Origin of the sequence: Bradyrhizobium sp. ISRA436, assembly GCF_029910015.1 — a bacterium.
Classification (GTDB): domain Bacteria; phylum Pseudomonadota; class Alphaproteobacteria; order Rhizobiales; family Xanthobacteraceae; genus Bradyrhizobium.
In genome coordinates, this window is record NZ_CP094520.1 from 133,783 (window position 1) to 146,976 (window position 13,194).

The window sequence follows — 13,194 nt, forward strand, 5'->3', positions numbered from 1 at the left end:
GACGTGCCACTACGTCATGCCGAGGTCTACTCGTGTTTCCCATTATGCCAAGGCGGCTGCGCGCCGGCCTGCTCGCTCACAGCTTCCTTCTTCCAGCTCTGCCGCTCGGGATTTGCCCTGCCAAGGCACAACAAGCCCAGTCGGTTCAAACCCTGCCGCCGGTTACGGTCAGTCCGCCCCAAAAACCTGCGGTGAGGCCCGCCCATCCCGATGGCAAGCGTTCAGCCACGGCCTCACGATCGCAGTCAAGGCCCGCGGCAACGCCTCGCGCAGCACCGACGGCCGCAGCCTCGGACGGCTCGCCTTCGACGCTGAAGCTAGATCACCAGAACACCAGCGGGAGCCGCCTGAACCTCACGCCGCTGCAGACACCTGCCAGCGTTGAGACGATTACGTCCCAGACCATCGAGGATCGCGGCCAGCATAACGTCACCGATGCGGTGGCCCAGAACGCAGCGGGCTTTACCGCGAGCCCCGCCCCCGGCAACGGCGGTCTATCCTTCAGTACCCGCGGTTTCGCCGGCAGCAATTCGGTGATGACGCTGTACGATGGCACGCGCCTATATGTCGGCGCCGGAACCGTGACGTTTCCGTTTGATACCTGGTCGGCGGAGCGCATCGAGGTGATGCGCGGGCCAGCCTCGGTGCTCTATGGCGAAGGTGCCATCGGCGGCATCATCAATGTGATCCCGAAGAAGCCGATCGCAACGACCTACAACGATGCCGAAGCCTCGCTCGACAGCAACATGACGCGACGCGTTGCAGTGGACAGCGGCGGCGCGATCAATCCCAACGTATCCTATCGCCTCGCGGCGACTGGCAACATGTCAGACGGCTGGGTCGATCGTGACAAGACATCCAATCTGGCGATCTCCGCAGCGGTCCGGGTGCAGGCCGCCGACAATCTCGCATTCACTCTGTCCGAGGACTACGGCAATCGAAGTCCGTCGCGCTATTTCGGAACGCCGCTGATCAATGGCAGCATCAACGATGCGCTGCGGTTCAAGAATTACAACGTCCTCGACAGCGCGATTCACTATGAGGACAACTGGACCCAGTTCAAGACCGAATGGAACGTCGCGGACGGCGTTACGGTCCATGACACGCTTTACTACCTGACCAGCCATCGGCACTGGCGTAACGTCGAGAGCTATGCGTGGAATCCCTCGACCCAACTCATCACGCGTACCAACTATATCAACATCTTCCATGACCAGGAGCAGGCCGGCAACCGGATGGACGCGACGTTTCGCGGCCGTGTGCTCGGCCTTGCCAACGAGTTCGTCGCTGGTTTCGATATAAACAGGATCGCCTTCACTCACACCAACAATTCGCCCTACGGCGGAACATCCTCGGTCAGCGTCGATGCCGTCGACCTCGGCTATTTTTCTGCCACGACGACGCCGACCACTCCTGGTTACAATGCTATTGCCAATCAATACGCGCTGTTCGCCGAAGACCGACTGTCGCTAACCGACAAACTGTCCCTCGTGAGCGGTGTGCGGTTTGACCGGCCAGAGGTCGACCGCACCGACTACAAAACACCTGCGAACAGTTTCGACACCTCGCTGTCTGGCACAAGCTGGCGCACGGGCGCGGTGTACACGCCGATCCCAAACCTGGCGTTTTACGGGCAATATGCGACGGCCGTCGATCCCGTCACAAACCTGATTTCGTTGGCCGCCAGTCAGAAGACTTTCCAGCTCGCCACCGGCAAACAAATCGAAGCCGGGGTCAAGCAATCGTTCTGGGGCGGTCGCGGCGAGTGGGCGCTGGCCGGCTATCAGATCGTCAAGAACAATCTTCTGGTCCCCAACTCCAGCAATCCTGCCGGTCTCGCATTGCAGGTCGGCCAGCATTCGTCGCGCGGGGTCGAGGCCTCGATCGGTCTTGCCCTGAATGACGGCTGGCGGGTCGACGCCAATCTCGCGCTGCTGCAGGCAAGATACGACAATTTCAGCCAGATGGTGAGCGGCAAGATCGTCAGCTACGCCGGCAATATTCCCAAGAACGTGCCGGAGCAGGTATCGAACGTCTGGGTCACCTGGGACTTCGCCCCCGACTGGTCCATCTATGGCGGCGTTCAGATCGTCGGCCCGACCTTTTCGGACGACGCCAATACCCTCCGGCGTCCCGGCTATGCAGTCGTCAATGGCGGGGTACGCTGGAAGCCGGATGCGCGGACCACCGTCGCCTTCCGACTCTATAACCTGTTCGACACTGTCTATGCGACCTCGGCGCCTTATGCCGGGCAATGGTTGTTGGGGATGCCGCGCACGGCGGAATTGTCCCTCAATGTGAAGTTCTGATCATGCACCGGGCGTTGATCCGCCGGGGACGGCGATGGCTCTACGTTACCCATCGCTGGATCGGCATTGCGACCTGCCTGTTGTTCGCGATGTGGTTCGTCTCGGGAATCGTCATGATGTACGTGGCGTTCCCGCAGTTCACCGATCGCGAGCGCTGGGGGGCACTGCCCGAGATCGCCTGGGACCACGTGCGCGTGGCGCCCGATCGGGCCATGGCGATCGCCGGTATCGCGCATTATCCGCGTGATCTCCGTCTCGTCATGCTGGATGATAGGCCGGTGTATTGCCTCCTCGATTGGAACGGGACGCGTAAAACCATTTCGGCCGCAGACGGTCGCCAGATCGAGACTATCGCGCCGGCAGAGGCCTTGGCGATCGCCAGCCATCATCCGAATGCGACGCATCCGCAGATGATCGGCACAATCCTTCGCGATCAGTGGAGCGTCACCGCGCGCTACGATCCCCTGCGACCGCTTCTTCTGGTGTCGCTCGGGGACGCCGCCGGAACCGAGCTCTATCTCTCGGCGCGAACCGGAGAATTGGCGCTCGATACAACACGACGAGAGCGGTTTTGGAACTGGCTCGGCGCGATTCCGCACTGGATCTATCCCACGGTTCTCCGACGGGACGGTGCAACCTGGCGGCAGGTGGTGCTATGGATCTCCGGCACTTGCCTGATCGTCGCGGTGACCGGTTTCTGGATCGGTGTCCTGCGGGTGCGGTTGCGCCCTCGCTATGCCCGGGGCACCGTCACCCCCTATCGCGGCTGGATGGCCTGGCATCACATCGCCGGGCTGATCGGTGGCCTGTTCGTCCTGACCTGGATGTTCAGCGGTTGGTTATCGCTCAATCCGGGCGAGTATGTTTCGGCCCGAGGCCCGACCCAAGACATGGCCGTCCGCTATGCCGCGCACGACCTCCCGCAGATCGCCGCGACATTTTCATCGATGCTGCCGGGGGCGGTTGAAGCACGCTTCGTCTGGCTCGGCGGTCGCCCGCTCATGGTCCTCACCGATCGCGATGGCCGCGAGACCACGGCCGATCCGGCGAGCGGCGCTGCGATGACGCTTTCCGATGAGGAGATTTTCGCCGCCACCAGCCGTTTGTTGCCAAACGCTCAGATGACCGCGCGTCTGCGCCTCGAACAGTTCGATGCCTATTGGTATCCGCACCACAGCGAGCGTGTGCTGCCAGTGTTACGTGTGGGCTTTGACGACGCGGCCGAGAGCTGGTTCTACATTGACCCACGTAATGGCGACATTCTTGCCCGCATCGACAAAAGCCGGCGTACGTACCGCTGGCTGTTCAATGCCCTGCATAGCTTCGATTTTCCACTTTTGCTGCGCTATCGCCCGGCCTGGGATATCGTGACTGTGCTGTTGTCGCTGATCGGGACGGTCGTCTCGACGAGCGGCGTTGTCATCGCTTGGCGGCGACTGCGCTGGCGCTCCCGCTGGAGCGACGCGAGAAACTGACCTGGTTCGTGGGCTTGTTCTGTTCAGAGGAAATGCGTCAAGACGTAACTCAATCGGCCGTTCTCCTTCACGAGAAGTCGTGGGCGCTTGAGCACTTCTTTGATACGCGGATCAACTGGTGGCCCGGCTCGCCGAGACCCGCCGCCTCCCGAAGCCCAAGGCGCCCGCCGAGTTCGGCAAGATGGTCGCGGGCGCAAGGTCGTGGAGTTTGCGGAGGACGGTGGATTAGCGTTTTTGTCTTCGTGTTCCTGAAGCAAGCCCGGTCCCTAGTTCGCTCGAAACGATGTGGCATTGCCGGAATGCCGGCCACCTTGTAAACGATCTCCGCACTGTTGCCGGCCGCCTTTCAGCGGTCGCCCGTGGCGGGGCCTGTAGCTCAACGGTTAGAGCCGGCCGTTCATAACGGTCTGGTTCCTGGTTCGAATCCAGGCGGGCCCACCACATCACCACCCACCACCCACCACCCCACCAGCCCCACCACACCACCAACAACAACTGCTGGTCACCACCGCTTCTTATGCGAACACTTTGAGAACGACTCGATTTCAGATCCCACTGACATAATTGACGAGTTTCGCCCCGGTTTTTTTAGCCGATTTTGGAGCGCGAAAAAATTGAGCGGGTCTGTTTTCTTCAACAGTCGCTCAGCAGCGACCGAAATGTTGACTGCTCAGGAGTTTCCGCGCCCGTGGATTTACTCGCAGCAGCAGAAATGCGGCACCCTCCTCCGAGGTAAGGCATCGTGTTAGACAAGGCAGCGACTTACGAACGGCGCCTAACTGAAGCACCAGGAGATGGAATGTCTACAAGACGGATCGAACGCGGACGCGTGGCAAAGGCGGATGCGACGAAGGGGTCGCAAACCCAGAAGAAGGTTCCAAAGCGGTTTGTTAAGCCGACCGGTGAAGACGCCGTCCCTGGAAGATACGAAGCCGGAATCAAGAATGACGAATTCGCCCTACTATTTGGGCACACGATCGCGACATGGGTGCATGTAGAAGACCAGATGATTCAGGTTCTGCAAGACCTGTTGGGAAGCAGAAGTGCGCCGGCTCGGCAAATCTTCCATTCGGTCGTTAGCAACAAGGCGCGACAATCGTTGATGCTTGCGTGTTTGCAGAGATCTAAGATCAACATTCGCAAGACCGACCTGTATGAAGAGATCATCTTGCAATTCTCAAAGCTTAACTCGCAGCGGAACGGCCTTGTACATGGACTTTGGTACACCCATGAAACAGGGCGCGTCTTTTTATCGGCAAGTTCGGTCGATGACTTTCACTACATTGATGCGCGCGAAGTAAAAATCGAAGAGTTGGAGAGCATGAACAAGGCGCTCGGCATTTTATCGAACGCGATTCACATGCGTCGTTCGCCTTCCATAGCACGAACTATCTTGAGTCATGCGCCCGAACGTGCACGTGGGAAACAGAAGTAGCGTCGGTCTCGCCCGTTTAGCTGAGCCGCCAGATCGGGACCGATACTAGGCTACTGCTTCGTTCGGAAACCTTCACCTTCAGGACCTCCTCGTTCGGCAGCATGAACGATTGCTCTTCGACTTCAAGATCGTCGCCTCCGCGGACAACCTAATTCAAACGCACCAACGCATACACGCCGGGCGGATGTTGTCCGATCATCCTGCCGGCGTGCCCGATCTTCGACCGGAAGAAGCACGCGACGCCAAGCAGACGGCCGAGCTAGTCGTGCGGAGTGTGCTCGACTGGCTCGACCGGTTTCCTCCGGATCCAAAATGACCGTCGCGCGCGCCGCAAGCCCTAATCGATATCGGGAAGCCGATAACGTCGAACGTGGAGGGCCTCGTCCTCCGAGGTGATTTCCAGCACCTGGTTCACCAGATCGGCATCGGCATCCAGTTCGTCCAGCGCCTGCTCGAAAAGCTCGACCTGCATATCGAGGTCCATATTCGGCGGGCCGTTGAGGCAAACAAGCCCGGCGTGGATGGTGACGTCGGCATATTGGCCTTTAGTGCCGGGCCGTTCTGCTGGGCCGCGGAAGTCCACGGAGTTCTTGGTGACGAAGGTCCAGTCGCCCGCAAGGATGAGAGGCTTCAGCTCCCAGTCCTTTCGGCCGGCCAATCTCAGCCATACGACGTGCGAGGACTCGCCGTGCCCTCTGCCGTGAGCGAGTTTGGTCAGCTCCGGGCTGAGGCACTCATCGATCAGGAATTTCATCCAGCCTTCCTGCGGCGAGGAGCTCGTCGATCGGCGACGATGACGGCGCCCTTAGGAAGTTCGTCGTTCGTCCTTGGACGACCCCGCGCAGGGTTGGCCTCGGCATAGATCGCGGCCAGCTCAATCTTGTCCGCATCGAGCGAAGGATAAGCCGCAATGATGCGGTTTGTCGGAATGCCGGCCACGACCGAAGCAGCGACATCATGGACGGGAACGCGTGTTCCGCGCACAATCGGAAGGCCCCCGAGAACCTCAGGATCGGAAACCACCATTTCTTGGGCGGCCGACAAACGCTCCAAGCGCTCCTTCGTCCGCCGGACGAAGGGGGCCAGGTCAATGGTGAGGAATTCGTCGCGCACGGTCCAATCCTCCTCGACCAGCGACGCCAGGGCCCGGGCGCGGAACCGGTGAAGACGGCTCCCAACCTCGCGGATGGCGAACAGCCTCTCCTCGGCGGTCAGACGTTTGGCGCTATCGAAGTAGAACGAGATGAGCGTGCAGGCGGTCGCCGCAACGCGCCGTCCGTCATCAAGTGAAAAGAAGCCCTCCGGCAGGATGCGCTCGTCGATGACCCGATTGACGTCTCGAAGTGCGACGCGCGCGACCACGGCGGCTTCGGTCGGCTTCAGCATGTCCTCGGCAGCGCCCATGGCGGCCTCCATTAATCTTTCCGATTGGTCGGAATATATATGAGGAGTGAGGGATTTCAATGGGGCGGTCCGCGTTCCGAGGAGCGAAGTGAAACGGTGGGGTCTGGAAGCCGATCGAAGGAACAAAGACTCGCTTTTCGGGTTACTGACCAAATTTTGAATAAAAATTCTGGTCAGTAGACCGGCTCGCATTGCCACTGACCAATTTTTATATATAATATTCGGACAATCTTGGTAACAGATGCCCGATCCGACGTCCAACACCCTCGATCGTATTCATGACCGGATCGCCCAGACAGCGCCGGCCGGCGTCTGGTCGCGGGCCGACTTTCTCGACATCGCAACACCGAACGCCATCGAGAAGGCGCTGCAGCGCCTGGCCCAACGGGGCGACATCCGCCGGCCCTACCGCGGTCTCTATGACAAGCCGGGTATCAGCAAGCTGACCGGCAAGATGGTGTTTCCGCCGCGCGCCTCGTTCATCGACGCCATCGCCCGACGCGACAAGCTGCGCGTGCTGGTCGATGGCATGACGGCTGCGAACGACCTCGGCCTGACCACAGCCGTCCCGGCGCGATCGACGATCTATGCCGATACCTATCCGCGGACGATCGAGATCCAGGCCAGCGCCGGCGATCCGCAGGTGACCAAGCCCGTCATCTACAAGCTCGACTTCAAGCGCATTTCGGCCAAGACGGCGTTCTGGGCCGGCCGACCAGCCATGCGCGTGGTCCAGGCGCTGACATGGTTTCGGGATGATCGATCGAGCCTCAATGCGGCCGTGAATGGAATTGTCCGGCATCTGTTGCGCGATCCGAACCGGGCAAAGATCGCGCAGGATCTACGCGACAACATCCGTGCGGTCCCCGCGTGGATGTATCCACTAGTGGAGACGATTACGCGCAACCTCCTCGCAGAGGATCATAGCGACGACAAGACGAATCCTGAAGGCGTAAAAGGCGACGATGCAGAAAACGTTCATTGAAATCCTGCGCTCGAGCGTCGACGATCGCCGCACAATCTTCTCGACGGTTGCCGCCTATCTGGAGACAGAGGCCCATAACATCGAGAAGGACCTCTATGTCTGCTGGGTACTCGACTTCCTGTTCAACCGGCGGGGTGACGATGCCATCGGCCTTTATTTCAAGGGCGGCACAAGCCTCAGCAAGGCGTATGGCCTCCTTCGTCGGTTTTCCGAAGACATCGACATCGGCATCTACAAGGCCGATTTGCACGTCCCGCTGGAAGCCGAGATCGCCGCCCTCCCCTCCGTCAATCAGCAGCAGCGCGCGCTCGCCGAGAAAGTCGACGAGGCCGCGCGGCAATACATCTCGGGTCCACTCAAGAAAGAGCTAACGAAGGAGATCGCAGCCGTCGAAGGCGCCGCCGAACAACCGGGGCATTTCTCACTCGGCTTCGGCTTCGTATCGCAACAAGGAAGCCCTCGACATTCTAGTCGTCGGCTACAAGGGCGTCTTCGATGCCGGCGACGCCTATGTGCAAGCAGCGGTCCGCATCGAAGGTTGTGCGCGTCCTGATCCTGAGCCGGCCGAGCCCCGCCAGATCATTCCCTACATCGCTTCGGAAATGCCAGAGGGAATGGACCTCACGGTGCGCAACGTGACGACGGTCAAGCCCGAGCGGACTTTCTGGGAGAAGGCGCTGATCCTGCACGCCATGACGGAAATGACCGAGAAGCGAGCGGCTAAGGGCAAGCCCGACCGTCCGGTGCCCGACCTCAATCGCTACTCGCGCCACTATTACGACGTCCATCAAATCTGGACCCATCCGGACTATGGCGTCGCCACGGCGTCGATGCGCGATCTTGCTGAAGCCTGCCGGCAGCACAAGGAGTTGATGTTTCGCGCGCCGGATCACCGGTACGATCGCGCCGTGCCTGGCTGCTATCGCCTTGTCCCGACCGCTGACATGCGGGCCAGACTCGCTGCTGACTATGAACGGATGTCAGCGATGATCTTCGGTACGCCGCCCGCCTTCGCGGACGTCATGGCGAGCATCGAAGCGCTCGAGCAACACCTGATTGCTGGACCGCCCAACGCATAGAGGGCTCTGCCCCGAGAAAACGACCAAGACTCAGTGAGCCACAATGATAGGATCAAGGCATGGGTGAAGCTCCAGAGAACATCCCAGTGCGACTGCCCGATCCCGCCACGATCGAGGCGGTCCTCACACGTCTTCCAACGGGAGCTGACGAAACGGCGCTGGCCGACGCGCTGACAGAGGCGTTTCCGGGATTTCCGTTTTCGACGGCGAACATCGACGATCAGTATTGGCGCGATACGCGCTGGGTGATCGCCGCGGACGGAACACGGATCGCAGAATACCGGCCCTGGATGGAAGCCGAGCTTGCCAAGGACAAAGGCGACATTGGCGCCCTTTGGACTCGATTGCGCGAGAGCGACCTTCAGATTTCGGAATGGCACGGCAACAGCGTGTACGCCTTCGCGCCAACTGGACCGGGCGCGGCGGATTATGTGCAAATCCGCCTGGGCCGGGAAGTCGAATGGCGCGCCGGGCCGGTCGTCAATCCGACATACCGTCCTTGGGGCAAGGACGAATTGTTCGATCCGTCATGGATCACACACGAAGATATGTCCGATGACAAGGTCATCGTTGGCCCGCTCTTTCGGATGCTTGGGCGTGCGGGCAGCAGCGTCGTCCATGTCCGGAGTTTCCTGACGCGGCGTGCCCGCCTTGAGCGCGAGAGGCGCGAGGAGCAGCGGCCGGAGATGGAACGCCGTGTGGTGCGGGAAGTGACGCGCGAGGGCAGGACCGAGACGCCGTTTCTTGAATTGGTGCCGGACTGGTTCGAGTACGTGCCGCGGGAGAATCGCTTCTTCCAGGATTGGGAAGAATCAAGCGCGTCGGCCGAGCGCGTCTACGCGCACTGGGCGCTCGATATTTACGACTACGACCACAAAGGCACGCGCGAGATTGGATTCGTCCCGCGCCCGCTGCACCTGCCGGAAGAGAGGCTTCTCGCTGGCGACGCCTCGGTTCATATCCTGATGGATCGCGTTGAAGCCATCGACCGTGAGGTCGGCGTCCCATTTGGTTGGTTCTTCTTGATGACCCATGGTAATCGGGTTGAGCCAGAGGTTGGTCTAGCGATCGCCAAGGGCCTGCGTGACCAGCGCGTGGTCTTACCCGATCGGGATGCGCGCGTGCTGCTGCGCTGGGCCGAACGATCTTACGGGTTCTGATCGGATATCGGTGACGGCCAGAACCCAAGTTGGTCTCGTTGTCGCTCCTACTTCTTCACAAGGACAGGCTCCATCCGGCGCAAGCCCTCCCAAAATACCGTGCCGGCCTGTGCGCGGTCTGGCCTCATTCGCTCGGCCGGCTATCAAAGGTGACCAAGATCCCTCTTTCGCTGGGCGCTCACGCGCCGGGATTTCATCGCGTGCGCCGCGCAATCTCGTCAGCGACTGCGCTCGCGGCGCGTACCAGCCGTTCATGCAGGGTCTCGAACATGTCGAGGATATCATCATTTGGTTCATTCCTGCCCTCTTCGATAGCCTCGGCAACCAGTTCGTCGAGAGGCGTTTCCTTCAACTGACCTTTCTCGAGAAGGTGTTCAAATAGCCCGTCGCTAGTGGGCTGCGGTTGGATGCGGCCGTCGGAGTTGCACCAAACCCCGAATGTCTGATGCCCCATAACGGCTTGCTCGACCATCTCCGCCTCCAGTGGGATCAGCGTACCCCACGCCTCGTCCTCCTCATCGACGAATCCCGCAACGTACATCTGTTGCTCCTCAGCGTCTTCATCGCGAGGGCGGAAAAACGGCGTGAGGATGATTCGAGGGGGTTTTGCCATAACAATCTCTCCAGGGGCTCAAGCACTAGTTGCATCAGTACATGGCAGCATCAGGGCCTGCGCCAGACACGAAAACTGCAAACTGTAGGAGCGGCTGTCGGCGACCCTCGAGTTAACAGTTCGTTCTCTCATTCATCGCTCTGGCAGATAAATTATTCTGGCGCACCACCCGATCGTATCGGCCAACTTCTGTCCATCTCCTCGCCTGCCCGCAATCGACTACGACTTTGGCCGCCTGAGTGAATCAACTGATATTGCCTTCCAGATCGAACGCGCAATACTCGGCAGACGCATCCCGCTCCGCATGAAGTCACATCGTCCCGACCGGCGCAGCGGTTCAGTTCGGCAGGACGAGATAGTGGAAAGAGAGCCTGCCCATCGATCTCCACGCTTATGTTGGTCGTCCATGAAGAAGCCTGATTTTCAGGCAAGATTGATCAAGGGCGGGTCGAAGGGGCCAGGATTTGCCGCAACAAGAGGCTGAGCCAGCGGAGGAGACTCCGGAAGTTGTAGCCGACGGCGGCGAGGACGGCATTGGTCGCATCGCCCTGAGTCGAAGATAGCCGCCTCGGACTGATCGCGATTACGACGGCTGCGCCACGTTTGATCTCGAGACGCGCTAGGGAACCGGTAACGACAGTATCACATTGTCGATCAACCGTGTCGAGCCGACATAGGCAGCGGTGCACAGAGCCGCGGAGCGTCCGAGCGGACTCCTGACGGGCTTGAGAGTATCAGCGTCGACAAGCTCAAGGTACTGCAGTCGATCAATTGCTGCCAGATGCCGCTTGGCTATTGCAATCAGCCTTTCGACGTCGCGCTCACCAGAGCAAAATTCTTCTGCTGCGGCGAACAGACCACGGCTGATGGCAAGAGCCCGCCGACGTTCTTCCTCGCTGAGATAGCGGTTGCGACTGCTCATGGCGAGCCCGTCAGGCTCCCGAACAGTCGGTACGGTGACGATCTCGATCGGAAGATTGAGATCAACTGCCATACGACGCACGACTGCGCATTGCTGAAAATCCTTCTGCCCGAAAAATGCGACATCCGGCTGCACCATGTTGAACAGCTTGCAGACGACTGTCGCCACCCCACGAAAATGCCCAGGCCTGAAAGCCCCGCAGAGCGGTTTTGCGAGCTCACCCGGATCGACGAAGGTCTCAAATTGAGCCGGATAGATCTCCTGTGCACCCGGCGCAAAGACGAAGGCAACGCCGGCATCGCGGCAGAGTTTCTCATCGCGTGGGAAGTCGCGCGGATAGGTGCTGAGATCCTCGTTGGGCCCGAATTGAGTGGGGTTGACGAAGATGCTAACGACGGTGACGTCGCACTGGGCCCGGCTCGCCTCGACGAGTGCCAGGTGGCCGTCGTGCAGGTACCCCATTGTCGGCACGAAGCCGACGCGTTTGTCAGACTTGCGAGCCGCTGCGAGAGCGTGGCGAAGCCTGGCGACGGTCGTGATTGTTTGCATGTTGAGCTTCACATCAGGCCGGGTTGGAAGGCGCCCAGTTCGCGATCGTGTCGCGAAGCTCGTTCGGAAGCCGATAGGATTCTTGTGGTGCGGGGAAGGCGCCATTGCGAACATCGGCAGCCCAGCCCGACAGCGCCTCCTGCAACAGCTGAAATCCCTCTGCATAGGCACGTACGAATTTGGGGCGATGACCCTTAGTCAGGCCCAGCACGTCGTGGAATACCAGCACCTGCCCCGAGCAATCGGGACCCGCGCCGATTCCGATGGTCGGTATCCTCAAGGATTCGGTCGCTCGCGCGGCGAGCTCAGCCGGAATGCCCTCCAGGACGAGCGCGAAACATCCGGCCTCCTGGAGACGGTGGGCGTCATCGAGAAGGCGCAACGCGTCATCGGTTGTCCTTCCCTGCACCTTGAACCCACCCATGACATTGACGCTCTGCGGGGTGAGACCGAGATGGCCCATCACGGGAATTTCGCAATCGACGACGGCACGCACCAATTCGACGCGCTTAGCTCCACCTTCGAGCTTAACGGCTAAAGCGCCACGCTGCAGAAACCGCCCGGCATTCCGTATGGTTTCCTCAATGCTCAGGTGAAAGCTGAGAAAGGGCATATCGGCCACCAGCAAGGCGCGGGGTCTTGTGCGTGCGACCGCCTCCAAGTGGTGGTTCATCATCGCGACGCTGACCGGCAGCGTATTGTCGAATCCAAGACAAACATTGCCAACGCTGTCGCCGACCAGGATAATGTCGACGATGGGGTCGGCGATGCGCGATGTGACCGCGTCGTAAGCGGTCGTCATGACGATACGGCGCCCCTCCTGCTTCCATCGCTGCATAACTGGAATCGTGACGCGTTCGACGGACGGCTCTGTAATGTGGCTCATCTTGGCTCCGGGTCCCCCCGACCGACCGCATCGCTAGGGTCCGCGCTTCCTAGGGAAGGCAGGAGAAACCTGTCAATGGAGAGGGAGGAAAAAGAAACTTACTTCTCCAGATTAGAGACTGACGAACAAAAACTCCTAATGATCGCGCCATCATTAGCTAAGAACTTCCGGGATAGTCAGTTTTGTTCGCTCGAGCCCAACGGAAGTCGCGAACGATATGGCGCGCTCAGCAGCAATAGAAGAAGCGCCCTGTTGGCGTCATACCTGGCGGATCGGCTGCTTCTTGACCCCGTCATGACCAGTGCGCCTTCGGTCGTGCAGACCGACCACGACCACCTTCGCCCGCGCCGTTTCAAGAAGACCCCGTAGATTGGAAA

At 60.1% G+C, this 13,194-nt stretch carries 12 protein-coding genes, 1 tRNA gene and 1 pseudogene; 9 read left to right on the forward strand and 5 right to left on the reverse strand.

The annotated features are described in order from the left end of the window. The first annotated feature begins 191 nt into the window (after positions 1-191). The 5 genes from MTX23_RS35510 to MTX23_RS35530 all read left to right on the forward strand — a co-directional run bounded on the left by MTX23_RS35510 (position 192) and on the right by MTX23_RS35530 (position 5,535). The gene (locus MTX23_RS35510; protein ID WP_348637586.1) at positions 192-2,309 is read left to right on the forward strand and encodes a TonB-dependent receptor; all 2,118 of its coding nucleotides are present in this window, start codon (positions 192-194) and stop codon (positions 2,307-2,309) included. Positions 2,310-2,311: 2 nt separating this feature from the next. Continuing rightward, complete coding sequence (locus tag MTX23_RS35515) at positions 2,312-3,784, forward strand: PepSY domain-containing protein (protein ID WP_280978543.1); 1,473 nt, start codon at positions 2,312-2,314, stop codon at positions 3,782-3,784. Positions 3,785-4,149: 365 nt separating this feature from the next. Continuing rightward, positions 4,150-4,225: transfer RNA gene (locus MTX23_RS35520), tRNA-Ile, on the forward strand. 358 nt (positions 4,226-4,583) lie between these two features. Beyond that, positions 4,584-5,219, forward strand: coding sequence for a hypothetical protein (locus tag MTX23_RS35525; RefSeq protein WP_280978542.1), 636 nt, complete (start codon positions 4,584-4,586; stop codon positions 5,217-5,219). Positions 5,220-5,328: 109 nt separating this feature from the next. Then, on the forward strand, positions 5,329-5,535 hold the full coding sequence (locus MTX23_RS35530) for a hypothetical protein (protein WP_280978541.1): 207 nt from the start codon (positions 5,329-5,331) through the stop codon (positions 5,533-5,535). 21 nt (positions 5,536-5,556) lie between these two features. Here MTX23_RS35530 and MTX23_RS35535 read toward each other — a convergent pair whose 3' ends face one another. Both MTX23_RS35535 and MTX23_RS35540 read right to left on the reverse strand, forming a co-directional pair. Further along, a complete protein-coding gene (locus MTX23_RS35535; protein WP_280978540.1) occupies positions 5,557-5,973 on the reverse strand; it encodes a DUF5615 family PIN-like protein in 417 nt (138 codons plus the stop codon). Further along, complete coding sequence (locus MTX23_RS35540; protein WP_280978539.1) at positions 5,970-6,635, reverse strand: DUF433 domain-containing protein; 666 nt, start codon at positions 6,633-6,635, stop codon at positions 5,970-5,972. The genes MTX23_RS35535 and MTX23_RS35540 overlap by 4 nt, the downstream gene beginning before the upstream one ends. A 229-nt stretch (positions 6,636-6,864) precedes the next feature. Between MTX23_RS35540 and MTX23_RS35545 the strand changes: the two genes are divergently transcribed. From MTX23_RS35545 to MTX23_RS35555, 3 genes and pseudogenes are all read left to right on the forward strand, one after another. Further along, on the forward strand, positions 6,865-7,608 hold the full coding sequence (locus MTX23_RS35545; protein ID WP_280978538.1) for a DUF6088 family protein: 744 nt from the start codon (positions 6,865-6,867) through the stop codon (positions 7,606-7,608). After that, positions 7,589-8,687 (forward strand): annotated as a pseudogene (locus tag MTX23_RS35550) (nucleotidyl transferase AbiEii/AbiGii toxin family protein). Before MTX23_RS35545 ends, MTX23_RS35550 begins: the two are co-directional and overlap by 20 nt. A gap of 59 nt (positions 8,688-8,746) precedes the next feature. Next, on the forward strand, positions 8,747-9,847 hold the full coding sequence (locus MTX23_RS35555; RefSeq protein WP_280978537.1) for a hypothetical protein: 1,101 nt from the start codon (positions 8,747-8,749) through the stop codon (positions 9,845-9,847). Between the two features lie 193 nt (positions 9,848-10,040). Here MTX23_RS35555 and MTX23_RS35560 read toward each other — a convergent pair whose 3' ends face one another. The 3 genes from MTX23_RS35560 to panB all read right to left on the reverse strand — a co-directional run bounded on the left by MTX23_RS35560 (position 10,041) and on the right by panB (position 12,817). Then, a complete protein-coding gene (locus MTX23_RS35560) occupies positions 10,041-10,460 on the reverse strand; it encodes a hypothetical protein (protein WP_280978536.1) in 420 nt (139 codons plus the stop codon). A 619-nt stretch (positions 10,461-11,079) separates the two neighbouring features. Then, on the reverse strand, positions 11,080-11,931 hold the full coding sequence (gene panC / locus MTX23_RS35565; protein ID WP_280978535.1) for a pantoate--beta-alanine ligase: 852 nt from the start codon (positions 11,929-11,931) through the stop codon (positions 11,080-11,082). 13 nt (positions 11,932-11,944) lie between these two features. After that, complete coding sequence (gene panB / locus MTX23_RS35570) at positions 11,945-12,817, reverse strand: 3-methyl-2-oxobutanoate hydroxymethyltransferase (RefSeq protein ID WP_280978534.1); 873 nt, start codon at positions 12,815-12,817, stop codon at positions 11,945-11,947. 75 nt (positions 12,818-12,892) lie between these two features. On the opposite strand from panB, the gene MTX23_RS35575 reads away from it, so the two are divergent. Beyond that, positions 12,893-13,186, forward strand: coding sequence for a hypothetical protein (locus tag MTX23_RS35575; protein WP_280978533.1), 294 nt, complete (start codon positions 12,893-12,895; stop codon positions 13,184-13,186). Positions 13,187-13,194: the final 8 nt, after the last annotated feature.